Origin of the sequence: Vibrio sp. nBUS_14 (genome assembly GCF_051201655.1) — a bacterium.
Classification (GTDB): domain Bacteria; phylum Pseudomonadota; class Gammaproteobacteria; order Enterobacterales; family Vibrionaceae; genus Vibrio.
In genome coordinates, this window is record NZ_CP179206.1 from 263489 (window position 1) to 282462 (window position 18974).

The 18974-nt window shown below is 40.5% G+C and carries 18 protein-coding genes and 1 pseudogene; 18 read left to right on the forward strand and 1 reads right to left on the reverse strand.

The features are described from left to right. Positions 1-64 precede the first annotated feature (64 nt). From ACMAZD_RS01225 to ACMAZD_RS01285, 13 genes are all read left to right on the forward strand, one after another. Positions 65-2236 carry a polysaccharide biosynthesis tyrosine autokinase gene (locus ACMAZD_RS01225; protein ID WP_435248269.1) on the forward strand — a complete coding sequence of 724 codons (2172 nt, stop codon included), beginning with the start codon at positions 65-67 and terminating at the stop codon, positions 2234-2236. A gap of 214 nt (positions 2237-2450) precedes the next feature. Further along, a complete protein-coding gene (gene tviB, locus ACMAZD_RS01230) occupies positions 2451-3731 on the forward strand; it encodes a Vi polysaccharide biosynthesis UDP-N-acetylglucosamine C-6 dehydrogenase TviB (protein WP_435248270.1) in 1281 nt (426 codons plus the stop codon). Between the two features lie 192 nt (positions 3732-3923). Then, positions 3924-4946 (forward strand): NAD-dependent epimerase/dehydratase family protein, encoded by a 1023-nt coding sequence (locus ACMAZD_RS01235; protein ID WP_435248271.1) that lies wholly within the window; start codon positions 3924-3926, stop codon positions 4944-4946. 5 nt (positions 4947-4951) lie between these two features. Further along, a complete protein-coding gene (locus ACMAZD_RS01240; protein WP_435248272.1) occupies positions 4952-5386 on the forward strand; it encodes a serine O-acetyltransferase in 435 nt (144 codons plus the stop codon). Then, the gene (locus ACMAZD_RS01245; protein ID WP_435248273.1) at positions 5383-6753 is read left to right on the forward strand and encodes an oligosaccharide flippase family protein; all 1371 of its coding nucleotides are present in this window, start codon (positions 5383-5385) and stop codon (positions 6751-6753) included. The genes ACMAZD_RS01240 and ACMAZD_RS01245 overlap by 4 nt, the downstream gene beginning before the upstream one ends. Further along, a complete protein-coding gene (locus ACMAZD_RS01250) occupies positions 6731-7852 on the forward strand; it encodes an O-antigen ligase family protein (RefSeq protein WP_435248274.1) in 1122 nt (373 codons plus the stop codon). Before ACMAZD_RS01245 ends, ACMAZD_RS01250 begins: the two co-directional genes overlap by 23 nt. Further along, positions 7836-8993 carry a glycosyltransferase family 4 protein gene (locus tag ACMAZD_RS01255; RefSeq protein WP_435248275.1) on the forward strand — a complete coding sequence of 386 codons (1158 nt, stop codon included), beginning with the start codon at positions 7836-7838 and terminating at the stop codon, positions 8991-8993. Before ACMAZD_RS01250 ends, ACMAZD_RS01255 begins: the two co-directional genes overlap by 17 nt. Next, positions 8990-10075 (forward strand): glycosyltransferase, encoded by a 1086-nt coding sequence (locus ACMAZD_RS01260; RefSeq protein WP_435248276.1) that lies wholly within the window; start codon positions 8990-8992, stop codon positions 10073-10075. The genes ACMAZD_RS01255 and ACMAZD_RS01260 overlap by 4 nt, the downstream gene beginning before the upstream one ends. After that, the gene (locus ACMAZD_RS01265; RefSeq protein ID WP_435248277.1) at positions 10072-11196 is read left to right on the forward strand and encodes a glycosyltransferase family 4 protein; all 1125 of its coding nucleotides are present in this window, start codon (positions 10072-10074) and stop codon (positions 11194-11196) included. Before ACMAZD_RS01260 ends, ACMAZD_RS01265 begins: the two co-directional genes overlap by 4 nt. Further along, entirely contained in the window at positions 11180-11791 is a 612-nt protein-coding gene (locus ACMAZD_RS01270; RefSeq protein WP_435248278.1) for a sugar transferase, read from the forward strand. Before ACMAZD_RS01265 ends, ACMAZD_RS01270 begins: the two co-directional genes overlap by 17 nt. Continuing rightward, the gene (locus tag ACMAZD_RS01275; protein WP_435248279.1) at positions 11788-12414 is read left to right on the forward strand and encodes an acetyltransferase; all 627 of its coding nucleotides are present in this window, start codon (positions 11788-11790) and stop codon (positions 12412-12414) included. The genes ACMAZD_RS01270 and ACMAZD_RS01275 overlap by 4 nt, the downstream gene beginning before the upstream one ends. Before the next feature lie 25 nt (positions 12415-12439). Beyond that, positions 12440-13618, forward strand: coding sequence for a DegT/DnrJ/EryC1/StrS family aminotransferase (locus ACMAZD_RS01280; RefSeq protein ID WP_435248280.1), 1179 nt, complete (start codon positions 12440-12442; stop codon positions 13616-13618). 422 nt (positions 13619-14040) lie between these two features. Continuing rightward, positions 14041-14643 carry a hypothetical protein gene (locus ACMAZD_RS01285; RefSeq protein WP_435248281.1) on the forward strand — a complete coding sequence of 201 codons (603 nt, stop codon included), beginning with the start codon at positions 14041-14043 and terminating at the stop codon, positions 14641-14643. A gap of 33 nt (positions 14644-14676) precedes the next feature. Here ACMAZD_RS01285 and ACMAZD_RS01290 read toward each other — a convergent pair. After that, positions 14677-14838: pseudogene (locus tag ACMAZD_RS01290) on the reverse strand (IS4 family transposase); the annotation flags it as partial. Positions 14839-14870: 32 nt separating this feature from the next. Between ACMAZD_RS01290 and ACMAZD_RS01295 the strand changes: the two are divergent. From ACMAZD_RS01295 to ACMAZD_RS01315, 5 genes are all read left to right on the forward strand, one after another. After that, on the forward strand, positions 14871-15149 hold the full coding sequence (locus tag ACMAZD_RS01295; RefSeq protein WP_435248282.1) for a hypothetical protein: 279 nt from the start codon (positions 14871-14873) through the stop codon (positions 15147-15149). Positions 15150-15256: 107 nt separating this feature from the next. Continuing rightward, on the forward strand, positions 15257-17197 hold the full coding sequence (locus ACMAZD_RS01300; RefSeq protein ID WP_435248283.1) for a polysaccharide biosynthesis protein: 1941 nt from the start codon (positions 15257-15259) through the stop codon (positions 17195-17197). A gap of 183 nt (positions 17198-17380) precedes the next feature. Continuing rightward, positions 17381-17650, forward strand: coding sequence for a DUF4160 domain-containing protein (locus ACMAZD_RS01305; protein WP_161754636.1), 270 nt, complete (start codon positions 17381-17383; stop codon positions 17648-17650). A 9-nt stretch (positions 17651-17659) separates the two neighbouring features. After that, on the forward strand, positions 17660-17899 hold the full coding sequence (locus ACMAZD_RS01310; protein ID WP_435248284.1) for a DUF2442 domain-containing protein: 240 nt from the start codon (positions 17660-17662) through the stop codon (positions 17897-17899). A 29-nt stretch (positions 17900-17928) separates the two neighbouring features. After that, a complete protein-coding gene (locus ACMAZD_RS01315) occupies positions 17929-18951 on the forward strand; it encodes a transposase (protein ID WP_435248285.1) in 1023 nt (340 codons plus the stop codon). The last annotated feature ends 23 nt before the right edge of the window (positions 18952-18974 follow it).

Consider the following 18974-nt stretch of genomic DNA (forward strand, 5'->3'; position numbering starts at 1 on the left):
AAGAGAAGCGTATAAGCCGTATTTAACTTCTCTTCAAAATACTAGTTTAGGAAGTAGCAATCTGATGACAACACAACCATCTCAGCAATCACACAAAGATAACCCTGATGAGATAGATTTAGGAAAACTACTTGGCATCTTATTAGATGCTAAATGGCTAATCATGCTCACCACATTTGCTTTTGCTGTGTTTGGTATTGCGTTTGCCTTGCTTTCAACGCCGATATACAAAGCCGATGCACTGATCCAAATTGAAGAGAAGAGCTCTGGTGGCATTTCTTCTATGGTTGGTGACATGGGTGAATTATTCTCTCAGGAATCTTCTGCGACGACAGAAGTGGAAATCATCAAGTCGCGTATGATCTTGGGTGAAACAGTTGATAAATTCAATTTAACCACCGTAACCTCTCCAAATTATGCGCCCATCGTAGGCAAAGGGTTCGCGCGCTTAACCGGCGACATCAACCATATTGTTGTGAGCCGTTTTACCTTGCCAAGCTATGCGAGCGAATATGTCCACACGATTCAGGTTGTTGATGCCGAGCAAGGCACTTACCAATTGGTTCGTGACGATGAGCGCGTTATCTTAAAAGGCAAAGTGGGTGAGCTAGCAACTTCTGATGACTACAGCTTGTTTGTGGCGGGTTTCGAATCACATAACGGTTTTGAATTCTCAATAGGTCAACGTAGCCGACTAGAAGCGATCGAATGGTTGAAAGCTTCTTTGTCTCTGTCTGAGCAAGGTAAGCAGACCGGGATTTTGAAGCTGAGCTTTGAAGGCGAAAACAAACAGCAGATTTCTGAAATACTGAACCACATTAGCCAGATCTACTTCTTACAGAACGTGAAGCGCAACTCAGCAGAAGCAGAAAAGAGCCTACAGTTCCTAGAGAGCCACCTTCCTGGCATTAAATCTGAGCTAACTGGCTACGAAGACGTACTAAACAATTACCGCCAAAAGAACGAATCGATCGATTTGGGCTTAGAAGCACAATCCACCTTGAAGGTAATGGTAGAGCTTGAAGCGCAATTGAATGAACTAACATTTAAAGAGAGTGAAATCAGCCAGCGCTTCACTAAAGATCACCCGGCATATAAAGCACTGCTTGACAAACGTAAGACGTTATTAAGCGAGAAAGAGCGTTTAAATAAGCAAGTACAAAAGCTACCGAAAACACAACGTGAAGTACTTCGTATGACACGTGATGTTGAAGTAAACCAACAAATCTACATCCAGCTTTTAAACAAGGTCCAAGAGCTGAGCATTATCAAGGCCGGTACGGTCGGTAACGTTCGTATCTTAGATGATGCACAAGCGTATGCTCGCGCTGTAAAACCTAAGAAGCCGTTGATTGTTGTATTAGCAACGCTACTGGGTGGCATGTTAAGTGTCGCATTTGTATTAGTGAAAGCGGCATTCCACCGTGGCGTTGAAAGCCCAGACCAAATTGAACAAATCGGCCTGCCTGTTTATGCAGCGGTACCAAAATCTGATTTACAAATTGAGCTAACTAACCGTTTTAAATCGAAGAAAATACAAACAAAAGGCGTTCAAGCACTGCTTGCTGAATCGAACCCGGCAGACCTTTCCGTTGAAGCGCTGCGTGGCCTTCGCACCAGCTTGCATTTTGCAATGCTTGAAGCCAAAAACAACGTGTTAATGATCTCTGGCCCTGCGCCAGGTATTGGTAAATCTTTCATCTCGACCAACTTTGCGGCAGTGGCGGCCAAAACAGACCAGAAGGTACTGTTGATTGATGCCGACATGCGTAAAGGTTACCTACAGCAAAGCTTTGGTGTTAAATGGGATAATGGCCTTTCTGATGTATTGAGCAACAAACAAGAGTTTTCGCAATCAGTAAAAGCCACACCAGTAGAAAACCTAGACATTCTTACTCGCGGCCAAGTGCCACCCAACCCATCTGAACTGCTGATGCACCCTCGCTTTGCAGAGCTAATGGAGTGGGCATCAGAAGAGTATGACTTGGTTATTGTTGATACTCCGCCCGTATTAGCGGTAACCGACCCAAGCATCGTCGGTGCTTTCGCTGGCACCACACTAATGGTGGCGCGTTACGGTCAAAACACCATTAAAGAGATCGATGTTGCCCGCAACCGCTTCGAACAGTCAGGTATCGAAGTGAAAGGTGTTATCTTTAACGCCATCGAGAAAAAAGCATCAAGCTCTTATGGTTATGGCTACTACAACTACGCTTATTCAAGTGATAAAGCGTGATTAACAGCTTGATAAGAGGTAGTTAGCTCAGAATAGCCGAGCCGCTGATTGGACAATTATTTACTTCCAATACACTGCTCTCTAGTGCTTTTGAGCCCTTTAGTTTATATTTTCTTTATTAATCGCTTTCACCTTATAGGACTTCGCTGAGGTTGTTGGAAGCTAGCTAAGATATTAATTAGCAAATTATCATTTAAAACTAGGTTTACCAATTATGAATTTGTCATTAGAAAACGCAAAAATTGCGATCATTGGTTTAGGGTACGTAGGCTTACCTTTAGCGGTAGAGTTCGGCAAAAAGTCACCAACAATCGGTTTTGACATCAACCAAGCGCGCATTGATGAGTTAACAGAAGGGCGCGATAGCACGTTGGAGTGCAGTGATAGCGAGCTTGCAGAAGCAATTCATCTATCTTACACAGCGACTCTTCAAGATTTAAAAGAGTGTAATGTTTACATTGTGACGGTACCGACACCAATTGATGATCACAAGCAGCCAGATCTGACACCACTGGTAAAAGCGTCAGAAGCACTAGGCAGTGTTGTATCGGAAGGTGATGTGATTATTTATGAATCAACAGTATACCCTGGTGCAACTGAAGAAGACTGTATTCCTGTTGTAGAGCGTGTTTCTGGCCTTAAGTTCAATCAAGATTTCTTCGCCGGCTACTCACCAGAACGTATTAACCCTGGTGATAAAGAACACCGCGTTACGAATATCTTAAAAGTAACCAGTGGCTCTACTCCAGAAGTGGCAGAATACGTTGACCAGCTGTACAAGAGCATCATCACAGCAGGCACACACAAAGCATCTTCTATCAAAGTGGCAGAAGCGGCAAAAGTGATTGAAAACACGCAACGTGATGTCAATATTGCGCTTATCAATGAGCTTTCAATCATCTTCAATAAGTTGGGTATTGATACTCTCGAAGTACTTGAAGCTGCTGGCACCAAGTGGAACTTCCTTCCATTCCGCCCGGGTTTGGTTGGTGGTCACTGTATTGGTGTGGATCCTTACTACCTAACGCACAAAGCTCAAACAGTCGGTTACCATCCGGAGATGATCTTAGCGGGTCGCCGACTCAACGACGGTATGGGCCAATATGTTGTGTCTCAGCTTGTGAAGACTATGATGAAGAAACGCATCCACGTTGAGGGTGCAAACGTACTCGTGATGGGCCTTACCTTTAAAGAGAACTGCCCTGACTTACGTAATACTAAAGTGGTTGATATTGTTGCTGAACTTAAAGAGTACAACATCAACGTAGATATTGTGGACCCATGGTGTTCAAACGTTGAAGCTCAACATGAGTATGGGTTGACTCTATCTGTAGAACCACAACAAGGTGATTACGATGCAATCATCATGGCAGTGTCTCACAACGAGTTCAAAGAGATGGGCGTAGAGAAGATCCGCGCACTTGGCAAGCCAGCTCACGTTCTGTATGACTTGAAGTACGTTCTAGACAAAGAAAGCGTAGATATGCGCCTCTAGTCTCAAATAAAGCTAAGGTTCAGGAGTCTGATTAAGGGCTCCTGAGCTTTATCATGAAGAATGAAGAGCACCTCTGCACTGTAAGCCCTAAATCTCGTCATTCTGAACTGCGAGAAGCGAGCGATTCATAACCTACTGGCTACAGCACCCAAGCTTAACTATTAACGTTTATTCCCCCACACGGAAAACATAATGACCAAATACGAACAAATCCAACAAGAGTTACTGGAATCACCAAAAACGTGGTTAGTAACTGGTGTCGCTGGCTTCATCGGCTCAAACCTATTAGAGAAGTTACTAAAACTCAACCAAACTGTAGTGGGCTTAGACAATTTCGCAACTGGTCACCAACACAATTTAGATGAAGTTAAAAGCCTAGTATCAGAAGAACAATGGTCTCGCTTTAATTTTATGGAAGGGGACATCCGTGAACCCAAAGCCTGCCAGCAAGCCGTTCAAGGCGTTGACTATGTGTTGCACCAAGCAGCCCTCGGTTCTGTACCTCGTTCTATCGCGGATCCACTAACAACCAACGCGGCAAACATTACTGGTTTTCTGAACATGCTTGATGCAGCAAGACAGGCGGAAGTGAAAAGCTTCACTTATGCCGCGAGCAGCTCGACATACGGTGACCATCCAGCGTTACCAAAAGTAGAAGAAAACATCGGCAACCCACTGTCCCCTTACGCAGTAACTAAGTACGTGAACGAACTTTATGCTGGCGTATACGCCCGCACTTATGGGTTCAAGACCATTGGCCTACGTTACTTTAACGTGTTTGGCCGTAGACAAGATCCAAATGGTGCCTATGCTGCGGTAATTCCAAAATGGACCGCTGCCATGATCAATGGCGAAGACGTTTACATTAATGGTGATGGCGAGACGAGCCGAGACTTTTGTTACATCGATAACGTTGTACAAATGAACTTATTAGCAGCGACAGCAGAAGAAGACGTAAAAGATGAGGTCTATAACGTAGCTGTGGGTGATAGAACCACTTTGAATGAACTATTTAACTCAATAAAAGATGCTTTAACCAGTCAAAATGTAAATGCAGACAGCGAACCAGTTTATAGGGAGTTTAGATCGGGAGATGTCAGACATTCGCAAGCAGATGTATCAAAGGCAAAAGAACTCCTAGGATATAGTGATCCGGTTAGTTTTTATTACGGAATTAACAATGCCATCAAGTGGTATTTGAAGAAAAATGGTTGAAAATAATGCATTTAGTTCTAAGGTTTCATCGATTAGCAAGAAGACTTTATTTAAAAAATCATCAGAATGTTGCAAATCTAATTTATAAAATGTCAAGGGTTATCTTTTCATGTGATATAAAGTATACGGTAGATATAGGTGATGATGTTAATTTCTATCACAATGGTATTGGTGTCGTTATTCATCCCAGATCTGTTATCGGTGATGGAAGTAGTATTTACCAAAATGTAACTTTAGGTGGTAATAGTAAAGAGTCTAGTTTAAACGGACCGCCTATAATTGGTAAGAATGTAATAGTAGGTGCTGGTGCTGTCATTCTAGGTCCAATTAGGATTGGTGATAATGCTAAAGTTGGAGCTAACTCCGTTGTACTCACGGATGTTCCTGATGGGGCTACTGCCGTCGGTGTGCCTGCAAAAATAATTGAATTAGAAAAATGAATATAAAGAAAGCTGCTATATTTTCATTCGGTCCACTGGTAGCTGCTTTAGTTGGTTTTATTACTACCCCAGTCTTATCGTGGTTATTTAGTGCTGAGAGTATAGGAGTATACTCTCTTTCCATGTCAGTAATCAGTTTTTCAATAATCGTAATGTGTTTAGGTATGGATTCTTCTTATATTAGAGAGTTTCATGAAACAAAAAATAAGTTAGTATTGTTTTCTTCATGTTTAATTCCATCAGCATTTATATCTATTATTTTTATTACGTTTCTTTTTTTTGTCAATACTCTAAACGTATCAGTTTTCACATTAGTTGAGGTTAAGTATTTACTAGTAATATCAATTATTGCAATGGCGAATCGCTTTTTATCATTGAGGTTCAGAATGCAAGAAAGAGCAGAAGTATACTCTGGATACCTGATTTTAAATAAAGCTCTAACTCTTGTGTTTATTTTGATTTATTTTAAATCTGGTGTTTTGGAAAGATCCTCTATATTCTATGCGTTCCTGTCAACACACATTTCTCTTTTTATATATCTATTATTATTATCAAAAGAAAAGTTTAAATTATCAACGCCAGATGTAAGTCTGTTACCTAGTTTATTGAATTATGGCATTCCGCTAGTCGTGTCATCAGTTTCGTATTGGGCAATGGCGTCGTCAGATAAATTTATAATATCCTATTATTTAGGAATGGAGTCTGTTGGGTTTTATTCTGTTGCACAAACATTAGGTGCGGTTTTTATTATTTTTCAGAGTATTTTGTCTGTTATTTGGCCCCCCTATATTTATAAATTAAATAAAAAAAGCCCTATTATAGCAATAAAGAAAGCATCTGATTGGCTTGATATTATTATGTCGATTTCTATTTTTATTTGCATCGTGTTTGTATCATTTTCTGATGTTATTGTTGGGGTTTTCCCAGAGGAATACTCAGATATTAGAAACATTATCTCGGTTATTTTTCTTTCGTCTGTTATATATACCATTTCAGAATTAATGTTAATAGGAATGAATGTAAGTAAGAAAACTTCTTATGTAATGTTCATCACAATTATTTCATTAATAGTTAATTTGGTTTTGTCTATATATTTAGTTAAAGACTTTCAGCTTTATGGTGTTGCTATTTCCACTTTGATCTCATTTTCAGTAATGTTATTTCTTAGAGCATTAGGTAGTCATTACTTTTGGGGGGGTGAGAAAAAAAGGTCAATTTTTTGTAAGTTACTGATTCTATATTTTGTAGTGTTGTTTCATAAATATATCCCAAGTTATATGTTGTTGTTTTTGGGTGTAGGTCTAATTGTTGTTGAATACAAAAAAATGAGGGATGTATTTAATTATGTTAAACTTAATAAAAGCTGATGTTAAATCAATCCTCGGAGTGATTTTTTTGCTCATCCCTTTTTCATACTACTCGTTGTTTGGGTTTAGGGTTGTTATTTTTGGTTCCATATTAATACTTATATCTATATATTTTAAAGGTATTTCTATTAAGAAAAATGTAGATTTAACTTTGTTTTTAATTAACGTTTTAATTGTGTTTTTCCTCTCTGCCTACTCAAATAATTACAACGAATTTTTAGCGGCTTTTGTGTTTTTTATGTTTATGTATTGGCCTTATTTAATAAAAGATTTAATTGTAACTAATGAATTAGTTTCACGGTATATAAAACTTTATTTGTTTTCAGCAGTGTTTTGTGCTCTGGGTGTAATTTTTCAATCATTCTTATATATCAAGTTCGGTATAGAATTTGGAAAAATTGATACTTATTTAAATCGTACTGGATTTGGCTTTCTTTGGCTTGATTATAGTTTCCTTTCCCTATTTTTATCTTCGTCTATTCCTTTGTTTTTTAGGGAGAATATTAGAGGTAAATATATACTTTCATTGATTATAATTGTGGGAAGTATAACAACAACGGCTAGAACGGGGTTATTTTCTCTTGTGGTTGCAATGTTTCTCATAAGTTTTATTGGTTTTAATTACAATTTGCTCCGTTCTAAGGTGAAAAAAACAGACTTAGCAGTCGTAGCCTCTTCTTTTGTTTTGGTTGCAACCATTTCTTCGTTGTGGAGTCATTATAGTGATCGAGAACTGACATTCAATGGTTCTGGTAGGTTTGATGGTTATTATAATGCATTTCTTATATTTTTAGACTTCCCTTATTTTGGGTACGCATATAATGTAGAAGAGTACAGAGCTCTTTACGGTGCAGTGCCACATAATATAATATTATATATTATGGTTTTTGGTGGGTTGTTTGGTTTAGCTTTCTTTCTCTCATGGATTATATTTCTTTTTTTAAGGATTTCTAAGGCTGACTTTTACTTTAAGCTTTCTTTTATGACTGTATTTTTAGGTCTCCAATTTATACCATCATATTACTCTGGGTATTTTATAGCGATACTTATTTCAATCTATACATTAAGTGAGAGTACTAAATATGAAAAAACCCATTAGAGCCCTTATATTAAATTCATTATATAAACCCAATATTGGTGGGGTGGAGAATTCTATCGCTGAGTTGTCAAGAGCGATGGGAGAATTGGGTATTGAAGTCGATATACTGTGTTCAAATAGAAATTTTGTAGATGATACCAAACTGGAAGATCGTGAAATTAATGAACATTACAGGGTATATAGGTATAATGTTAATGGGGTTGGGTATTTTCGTCAAATAAAAAACTGTTGTAGTTTAATTAATTCTACTCTTTTAAAATATGATTATGACATTATTGTATCTCGAGGGTATGTAACTAGTTTTTGTTTATCGATTCTTCGAGTTGATCATTGTTATCTCGTACCGTCGGTTATTTTTTTTCAAGGGCTAGATAAATTTTTTGAATTGAGTGTTAGTGGTAAAGTAAATTACATTTTTTCTTCAATGTTACAGATTGTAGCTATAAACTCCTCAAAAGTTGCTGTATTTAGCTCTAATATGGCTAACCAAGTAAGTAAGCTGAAATTTACAAAGAATAAACCAAAAGAGTTAAAGTTTGGAGTTGATAAGACCAGGTTTTTTAAACCTTCGATTGAGGAAAAGAATACACTAAGAAATTCACTGGGACTTAAAGAAAGTGATGTTTTTCTGCTTTGTCTTGGAAGGTTCTCTGAAATTAAGAACTTTGAAGTTGCTATTGAATCAATGAGATATTTAGATGATCGATATAAGCTTCTCTTAGTGGGTAGTGGGCCAATGGAAGATAATTATCGAAAACTGATATCAGAATTTGGGTTGGATAACAGAGTTTTAATGTTTGGGTCAACGTCTGAGCCTGAAATTTTTTACAAAGTGTCTGATGCATTTTTAATGACTTCACGTTATGAAGCATTTGGTCAAGTCCTATTAGAATCAACTTCTAGTGGTTTAAAAGTTATTGCATTTGAACCTAGTGAAAGTATAAAAACTAGTACAAAGGCTATTTATAATGGTTATGATTCTTTAGTGGCTTATACTCAAGGAACTGATTCTAAGTCGTTATCCCTAGCTATTTCATCTTCTGTTGTTGTCCCTACGCTCTTGGGTGAATTAGAAATGTTTAGACAACAATACTCTTGGAATTCTTTGGTCGGCGAAATAATTTCAATGAGGAAAAAATGAAAATATTATATATTATAACAGGCTTGGGGGTTGGAGGGGCCGAGAAAATAGTATGTGACCTATCAAACAATTTCCACTCAAATGGGGATGACGTTAAAGTGGTGTATTTATATGGAAGTGCAGTATTAACCCCTGAACCAGAGGTAATAGTTAAAAAGATCGATATTTTAAATCCAATCAAAGCAATTTATAGGTTAGTCAAGATAATTGCTGAATATAAGCCTGATATTGTTCATGGTCATATGTTTCATGCAAATATAGTTACTCGAATCTTGAAGATTTTGTTACCAAAATTGAGAGTTGTCAACACCGCGCATAGTGGAAATGAAGGCGGGAAATTTCGCATGCTTTCTTATCGACTAAGCAATAATTTAGTCGATGTTTTTACTAATGTCTCTGAGGGGGCAGTTTCTGAGTTTGTTAATAAAAAAGCAGTCAAAGATAATTTCATGCTTGCCGTGCCAAATGGTATAGATTTACCTAGATATAAATTTGATTCGGAAAAAAGGGCAAAAATAAGAAGCGAATTAGGTATTACTCTGAATACACAGCTCATAATTTCTGTTGGGAGCCTAAGAGAAGCTAAAAACTTTGATATGGCAATAAAATCAGCAAATCACTTGAATAAAAATTCAAATTTTGATTTTGTTTGGATTATTATCGGTGAAGGTCCTATGAGAAGCGAGTTAGAAAATAAAGTTTCGATTAATGGATTATCTAACGTATTTCGGTTTGTTGGCCTTAAAGAAAATGTTAAAGATTATTATTCTGCGGCAGATCTTTTTGTTTCGACCTCTAAGTGGGAAGGGTTTGGTCTGGTTATTGCTGAAGCTATTGCTGCAAATTTATCAGTGATATCTACAAATACAAGTGGTGCATCTCAAGTTATATTCTCTCATGATAGTTTAATTGATGTTGATGATAGTGTTGCTTTATCGGATAAGATAATATCTATCGTCAACATGAATAAGGTTGAGAGGGAAAGAATACAAGCAGAAAATCTTGCTTTCGTCTCTTCAAACTTCTCAATGGATAAGTATTGTAGAACTTGGAAAAATATATACGAAGGTATTGTTAGATGAAAATTATTGTCCTAGGTGCTCTTCCTTCTTCTTTATTTAATTTTCGAGGTTGCCTTTTAGTCAAGTTAGTTGAAAGAACTAAAGTAGTTACTGCGATGGCCTCCGGTGCAAGTTTACAAGAAGTTTCTTCTATAGAGAATTTAGGTTGTAAGTATGTAGATTACCCGGTTCTTCGAAATGGTCTTAACCCATTTAAAGACATGTCCACTTTTTTTCGGTTAGCCAGAGAGTTTAGAAAGTTAAAGCCAGAGATTGTCTTAGCGTATACGATCAAGCCAGTTATTTGGGGGGGGCTAGCATCTAGGTTTTCTACCAAGACTTCATTCTATGCATTAGTTACAGGGTTGGGATATGCATTTCAACCTGGTGGAACGTTCAAGTCAGTATTAATATGGGTTGTTAGGAATCTATATAAGATTGCCCTTAAAAGTTCAGAGGGGGTTATTTTTCAAAACCCTGACAACATGCAGGTGTTTATTGAACAAGGGATTGTTCCTTCAGGAAAATGTCATCTCGTCAATGGTTCAGGTGTTGATTTAAGTCATTTCGCAAATGAACCATTGCCTCAAGACCCCCGGTTTTTACTTATAGCTCGTCTTTTAGGTGATAAAGGTATTCGAGAGTATGCCAAAGCAGCAGAGTTGGTAAAAGCAAAGTATCCTAATGCAACCTTTGATTTAGTTGGTCCTGAAGACCCTTCGCCTGATGGGATTGATATTTGTGAAATTAGCAAGCTGAATGATAAAGGTGTTCTCAACTATCATGGCGCTACGAGTGATGTTAGACCATATATTCAAGATTGCTCAATATTTGTGTTGCCGTCTTATCATGAAGGAATGCCTCGTACAGTATTAGAAGCAATGGCTATGGGGCGACCAATTCTAACCACGGATGTTCCTGGCTGTCGTGAAACTGTTGTTAATGGTGAGAACGGTTGGCTAGTTGAGAAGGCGAATGTAGATCAACTCGCAGAGCGTATGGTTTGGTTTATTGAAAACCAAGAGCAATGGTCAGTGATGGGCGAGAAAAGTCATATTATGGCAAATGAGAAGTTCGATGTTCATAAAGTGAATGCTGAAATCCTAAAAATTATGGGCCTTACTAATGAAAAGACTGTTTGATTTTCTCGCGTCTCTTATCGCGCTTATTCTGTTATCCCCCATTATTGCTCTAGTCGCTTGGAAGATTCGTAAAAATCTTGGCTCTCCCGTTTTATTTCGGCAAACACGCCCTGGATTGAATGGAAAGCCATTTGAAATGGTGAAGTTTCGCAGCATGAAAGATGCGGTTGATGCTAATGGCAATCCGCTACCAGACGATGAGCGTATGACACCGTTTGGTGACAAATTGCGTTCAAGCAGCCTAGATGAGTTACCGGGCCTTTGGAACGTTTTGAAGGGTGATATGAGTTTAGTCGGCCCTCGTCCTTTATTGGTGCAATATCTTTCGCTTTATAACAAAGAGCAAGCTCGCCGCCATGACGTTCGCCCTGGGGTAACGGGATGGGCGCAAATTAACGGGCGCAATGCGATCAGCTGGGAACAGAAGTTCGAGTTAGACGTTTGGTATGTCGATAACCGTACCCTTTGGCTAGATATTAAAATTCTGTTTCTAACGGTTAAAAAAGTCTTCATTAAAGAGGGCATCTCAGCAGATGGGCATGTCACCATAGAACCTTTTACGGGTTCACCGCATCAAGGACATAACCAATCATGAAAAGCTGCGCCATTTTAGGTGCCAGTGGGCATGGAAAAGTAATCGCCGAGATAGCCGAACTTAACGGCTATCAGAATATTGTATTTTTTGACGACCGTTGGCCAAGCTTAAAAGCCGTTGAACATTGGTCTGTGTCTGGTGATACAAGTACGCTTCTTTCTAACGTAAAAGAGTATGACCTGACGGTTGTCGCGATTGGTCACAATGCGACTCGCTGTTCCAAACAGCGTGAATTGACTTCTGCGGGAGCGAACTTTGGTGTACTTGCTCACCCCAAAGCAGTAATAAGTAAGTACGCTAATATTGGCATCGGTTCGGTTGTTATGGCAAATGCGGTCGTTAACCCTTTTTGTCATATTGGCGTGAGCTGTATTATTAATACTGGCTCTACTGTTGACCATGATTGCAAGCTCGCTGAGGGTGTCCACATTAGCCCAAGTGTTAATTTAGCTGGCGGCGTTGAAGTTGGCAAAAACACTTGGATAGGAATCGGAAGCCAAGTGAAACAACTTGTTGTTATTGGATGTGATGCCGTTGTTGGCGCAGGTTCAACAGTTATCAATAATGTTCCAAATTTTAAAACCGTCGTGGGCTCTCCAGCTCATGAGCTTATCAAATCATAAAAATTAAAACTGATTAGGTGACATCGTGCTTAATACATCATTTTCTCCATGGCCTTCGTTTACTCAAGAAGAAGCGGACGCTGTAAGTAAGGTTGTACTTTCAAATAAAGTTAATTATTGGACGGGTCAAGAAGGTCGTGAATTCGAAAAAGAGTTTGCGGCTTGGGTTGGCTGTGAATATGCAGTAGCTCTGGGTAACGGCACGCTAGCGTTAGATGTTGCACTGAAAGCATTCGGAGTTGGCCAAGGCGATGAAGTGATCACCACATCTCGTACTTTCTTAGCATCGGCTTCCTCTATTGTAACGGCTGGAGCGACGCCTGTTTTTGCGGATGTCGATCTGAACAGCCAAAACATCACTGCTGAATCGATACAAGCGGTACTTACGCCAAAAACTAAAGTCGTGATTGTTGTTCACCTTGCAGGCATGCCAGCCGAGATGGATGCGATTATGGCGCTTTCTGAACAGCACGGCTTCAAGGTTATTGAAGATTGTGCTCAGGCGCACGGTGCGAAATACAAAGGTCGCAGTGTCGGTACGATTGGTCATATTGGTGCTTGGTCTTTCTGCCAAGACAAGATCATGACCACAGGTGGCGAAGGCGGCATGGTAACCACCAACGACAAAGAACTATGGTCGTTTATGTGGTCTTATAAAGATCATGGGAAAAGCTATGATGCTATTTACAACCGCGAGCACCCACCGGGCTTCCGTTGGCTTCATGAAAGCTTTGGTACCAACTGGCGTATGACAGAAATGCAAGCGGTTATTGGCCGTATCCAAATTCAACGCATGGCTGATTGGACGCAAAAGCGTCAAGCGAATGCTGCTGTGATTGAAGCAGCTATTTCTGATCTGCCAATTATTCGCAGTGTCGATATTCCTGAATACATTGAACATGCGGAATATAAGCATTATATATTTATTCGCCCTGAGCATCTAAAATCAGGTTGGACTCGCGATAAAATTGTTGATGCGATTGTTGAACAAGGTGTGCCTGTTTATCAAGGCAGTTGTTCTGAGGTTTATCTAGAAAAAGCATTTGATGGCACAAGTTACAGGCCAGAAACACCGTTAAAGAATGCGGTTGAGCTAGGTGAAACCAGCTTAATGTTTTTAGTACACCCAACCTTAACGCAGAGCGAGATTGAGAAAACGGCGGAAGTGCTTCGTGCTGTTTTACTTGAAGCGCAAGTCGAATAGTGCAGCCTATTGGGGCTGATCTTCTTCTGCCTTGTTTTTACTTTGCTAATCATGATCTTACTGTGTTGCCTGTCTCAGCCCTGAGACGGGCGATCGTTTAAGATCTTCTTTTTGAGACTCCGCGTAAGCATGCCAATAGGTCCGGTTCTGGGCACTATTGGGGATGCAATGTCCTCTGCACCTATCTTTCTGATTTAAAAGGGTTGACTCTTGGTTTGGGAAGTTGGGTGAGACGTTTTTTCTATTAATTTCATTAAAATCAAATTTTTAGATACGGAGATCGTGATCCTTCGTCTCAAAATCAGAGATCCTTTTATTCGTCTTTATAGTTTGGGTTGAGCATGCCGCTGTAAGCTAGCCTGCTTAACAATAGACGGTTGTTTTGCTAATCTATAATGCCAGCTTCATTTTTCGAGGTTGCTATGCCACAAGTTTTTACCGATCCAAAGGAAATTAAGCAAGATTTTGCTTTTCTAGCGGTTGGGGCTCGAAATAAAAGTGAATATGAAAGAGCGGTCATTCAAGGCGTCGCGGTTGAAAGCGAACACCTCTTTATACCCGTTGGGTGTAAGCTCGTTCGTTACAATGACGGTGCAAAAGGGTTTTGTTTAGCCCTTATTAATGATGTTGAGAGAGTGGTCTTATATTACTGCTATGTCGTTAATGTGTACGATAGCGATCTCGGTATTAGCGGCGTAAGTCAGGCGCTCGTGTGGCGCAACCGTATGAAGCCAGCTTATAAAAAAGCGACTCAAGATTTTGTTGACCAGGTTTTTAATGGCTATTTGGTTGAACACTATAACGTCTTTGTGCCTGATGTGTACCATAGCTACGGTGGCATGTTCATGTGGCAAGAGCAGTTAGGGCTGGCTATTCAGCGGCGAGATAGAAACGTGTTTTTGTATGACCAACTCAATGCATCAAAAACGCCTATAACCGTCGATACCTTTGAGCGTTTTATTGATGAATTATGGAGTGAGGGTGACAGCAAACTTCATTGTCGAGCCATCATAGCAAAAGCTTAGCAATGCGGGATCCCCTCATCATTTTCCCAAAGCTCAACCTTGTTTCAATCGATTTTGAGCAAGCAGGGTTGGCGCTGCGTGCAAGTTTTGCCTCGTTATTGTGTCGCTAGAATGCCGCAAAATTGCCATGCCTAAGCACACTGTCGAGAGTACATTTCGATTTCTGACGGTGTGAGCTTGGAAGTGCTTATCCCATTTCCTTGCTCGGCTCATTAATCAAGAGGCTTATGTTGTTTAAGATCCATCACTGTGAATATTTGCCTAAAAATGGTGTCAGTATTTTTTGTTCTGATGAGTTGGGTGAACGTGAGAGCGTGGAATGGCTGTTGTGTGTCAGTCATGAGGCGGATGAAGAAGCGCTTGAGTCCAATCATAAACTGGAATGTATTGGCGATATTGTCTGGCAAACTCAAATCGAAATACAATGCTGCCCATATTGTGGTGAACGACTGAACTCAGGCTTAAAGAAAATGAACGCAGTCTATCATCATCATTCCTATGGGTAATTGTTATTCATGCTTTGCATCTCGGTATGATACAGATTTTAAATTATGACCTAAATTCAGGTTATTCAATGGCTTTATAAATAACTATTAACAATAAGAATCATTCTATGCAACGTCTCAACTTCATATGGCAACTTTCTCGCGTACGTAAGCGGGTGATCAGTGTGGCTATTGATACTGTACTCATTCTTTTTGCTCTGCATATTGCGCTGTGGACAAGGCTTGGTGATGTGCAGTTTTTAAATCATGGCGACAATTTATTACTGAGTGGCTTAACCGTCATATCAACGGTGTTTATTTTTACTAAAGTGGGCCTCTATCGAGCCATTCTCCGCTATTTGACCTTCCAAGCATTGTTTGTGGTAACAGCGGGAGCGATGTTGTCAGCGATGGCCTTGGCGGTGTTCACTTATTATTTACAGGTGTCGATCCCTCGCACCTTTCCTATCATCTATGCGGCTTATTTGGCTTTGCTGTGTGGTGGCGTTCGTTTGGTGGTGCGTAACCTTGTGGCTAAGACATCACCGGCGAAAGATTCACCGCAAGAAGTGCTGATTTATGGTGCGGGTTCTGGTGGCCGACAATTGGCTGTTGCATTAAAAGCTTCCGACGATTATCGAGTCCGTGCGTTTATTGATGACGATAACACCCTCACGAATACGGTCATTTTAGGATTGCCGGTAGTTAGTTTAGGCAAGACTCAAGCCTTGATCGATAAGCATGATGTTTCCAAAATATTACTGGCGATCCCAAGTGCTTCTCGCGCTCGCCGTAAGCAAGTTTTAGATTTATTAGCGCCGCTTCCTGTTGAGATCCAAACCGTCCCAGACATGGCGGATATTGTATCGGGCAAGGCGAAAATCGATGAGCTGACCGATGTACCGATTGAAGATTTGTTAGGCCGTGATGCGGTGGCGCCTCAACAAGCGCTAATGGAAGCCAATATCAAAGGCAAGGTGGTAATGGTCACTGGTGCTGGCGGCTCGATTGGTTCAGAGCTGTGTCGTCAAATCCTGAAACAACAGCCTAAAACACTAGTGCTATTTGAAGTCTCTGAGTTTGGCTTATACCAAATTGATCGCGAGCTTTCCCTAGTGAAAGAAACCAAAGGTTACGATGTCGAGATTGTTCCTTTATTAGGTTCAGTGCAACGCTTACATCGCTTGCTAACCTCAATGCAGTCTTTTGGTGTACAAACGGTTTATCATGCTGCGGCTTATAAACACGTTCCTCTCGTCGAGTACAACGTGGTTGAAGGGGTGCGTAACAACGTGTACGGCACTTACTATACCGCTAAAGCCGCGATTGAAGCGGGCGTTGAATCTTTTGTGCTTATCTCGACAGACAAAGCGGTACGCCCTACTAACGTGATGGGCACAGCTAAGCGTATGGCGGAATTGGGCTTACAAGCCTTAGCGCAGCAAGAAAACCAAAAAAACAACGGTACTCGTTTCTGTATGGTTCGCTTTGGCAATGTGCTGGGTTCTTCTGGTTCAGTCATCCCGCTGTTTAAGAAGCAAATTAAAGCGGGTGGCCCGTTAACGGTCACTCACCCAGAGATTACTCGCTTCTTCATGACGATTCCTGAAGCGGCGCAGCTAGTGATTCAAGCGGGTGCTATGGGTAAAGGTGGTGATGTGTTTGTGCTTGATATGGGCGAATCCGTAAAAATTACCGACCTTGCAGAAAACCTGATTAAGCTTTCTGGCCTGTCCGTTAGGAACGAAGAGAATCAGCACGGCGATATCGAGATTCAGTTCTCAGGTTTACGCCCTGGTGAGAAGTTGTATGAAGAGTTGTTGATTGGCGATAATGTCGCGCGCACTGCTCATGAGCGTATCATGACCGCACAAGAGGTGTTCTTACCAATTGATGAGTATGACACGCTACTTGAATCCTTAGACTTTGCTTGTCACAACCTAGAGCATGAGGCGATTCGACAATTACTTCTTGATGCACCAACAGGGTTTTCGCCGACAGATGGCATTGGTGATTTGGTTTGGAATACCGGCCAATTACACCAAGCAGCCAATGCCTCCCGTGCTTAGTGAAACCGATTGATAAAAAGAGCCTCGCAATGTGATTGCGAGGCTCTTTTTTTGTTTGAGGGGCGACGTTATCGATCTGAGGGTGGAATCTGAATAAAAATACAGGACACCCATGTATTTGATTAATTCTTAAATACTAACTACGCTTAAATTATCAGGCGTTATTTATAAAAAGGGTATGCAATGCCAACTATCTCAATGTTCTATGGAATTATCGTTCGTATGTATTACTTCGATAATCAGCAGCACAGTGCTCCTCATATCCATGTTCACTATCAGGGCGATTCTGTGATTGTTCAAATACCGAGTGGGCGTGTTCTTGAAGGTAGGATTCCCTCGAACAAGCAAAAGCTTGTTGACGCGTGGGTTGAAATCCACAAAGATGAATTAATGGCTGATTGGGAGTTAGCTATTAATGGTGAATCGGTGTTTAAAATCGATCCTTTGAAATAGGAGGAAATGATGAACCCTAGTGTAGTTTCTGTGCAACCAACGGATGATTACAAGCTTATTGTCAGCTTTGACAATAGTAATACTAAACTCTTTGATGTTTCACCTTATCTAGATAAAGGCATCTTTCAAGAACTAAAAGATGTGAGTTACTTCAAACGGGTTTCGGTCGCATTTGGTTCGGTCGAATGGCCGAACGAGCAAGATTTCAGTTACGATACACTCTATTTGTTGGGAAAAAGCTTAATTTAATTTCTTCAATATAATCAGAAGGCTGACAGATGACTCAAGCACGTTCAACTCAAGTTTCGCTTCAAGATACAGAGTATTATCATTGTATTTCTCGGTGTGTGCGTCGCGCGTTTTTGTGTGGCGAGGATAAGTATTCTGGGCAAAATTTTGAGCATCGCCGTGTTTGGTTGGTCGAACGTATGAGGTTGCTAAGCCAAGTGTTTGCGATTGATGTGTGTGCCTATGCCATTATGTCGAACCACTACCATTTGGTGTTGCATGTTAATACGGCGTCGGCGGAATCTTGGAGTGATGAAGAGATCGCTCAGCGTTGGACTGCGTTATATAAAGCGCCTTTGCTGGTGAGTCGTTGGCTGAGTGGTGAGTTAAAATCTAAAGCTGAAATCATCAAAACGCTTGAGCTTATTGATGAATGGCGTGAGCGTTTGCAAGACATCTCTTGGTTCATGCGTAACCTTAATGAATATGTTGCCCGTGAAGCCAATAAAGAAGAAGGCTGCAAAGGACGGTTCTGGGAAGGTCGCTTTAAGTCTCAAGCCTTGTTAGATGAGAAAGCACTGCTGAGCTGCATGGCGTATGTGGACTTAAATCCGGTTCGGGCTGGCATGGCGCAATCACTTGAAGAGTCTGAGTTTACTTCCATTTATGAGCGCATTCATTCGGTGGCTTGCCAGCAAGATAACGGCAAAGGCGAAATCCCTTCACTACCTGCTAAAGGGCTGGCTGGTTTTTTAGGCAATGAACGACAAATGCAGCCTACGGTGTTTGCGAAGATAGGGGGGATTGAGTTTTCTTTGTTGGATTATTTATCTTTAGTGGAAGCGCTAGGCCAAGTGGTGCGGCCAAACAAGCGTGGTTATATTCCTCTCTGTCATAATACGATTCTTGAACGGCTCAATATGAATGCCGAAGAATGGCTTAAACTCGCAGAAAGCTTCGGTGGTAAGTTCCGTTGTGCGGTGGGTTCAACCAAAGAGCTTGAATGTTATGCACTTCACACTAACCGGTCGTGGGTTTCAGGGAAAAATCAGATGTTAACCGCTTTGAATTAACCCGAAGTGAGCGTTGTATTGAA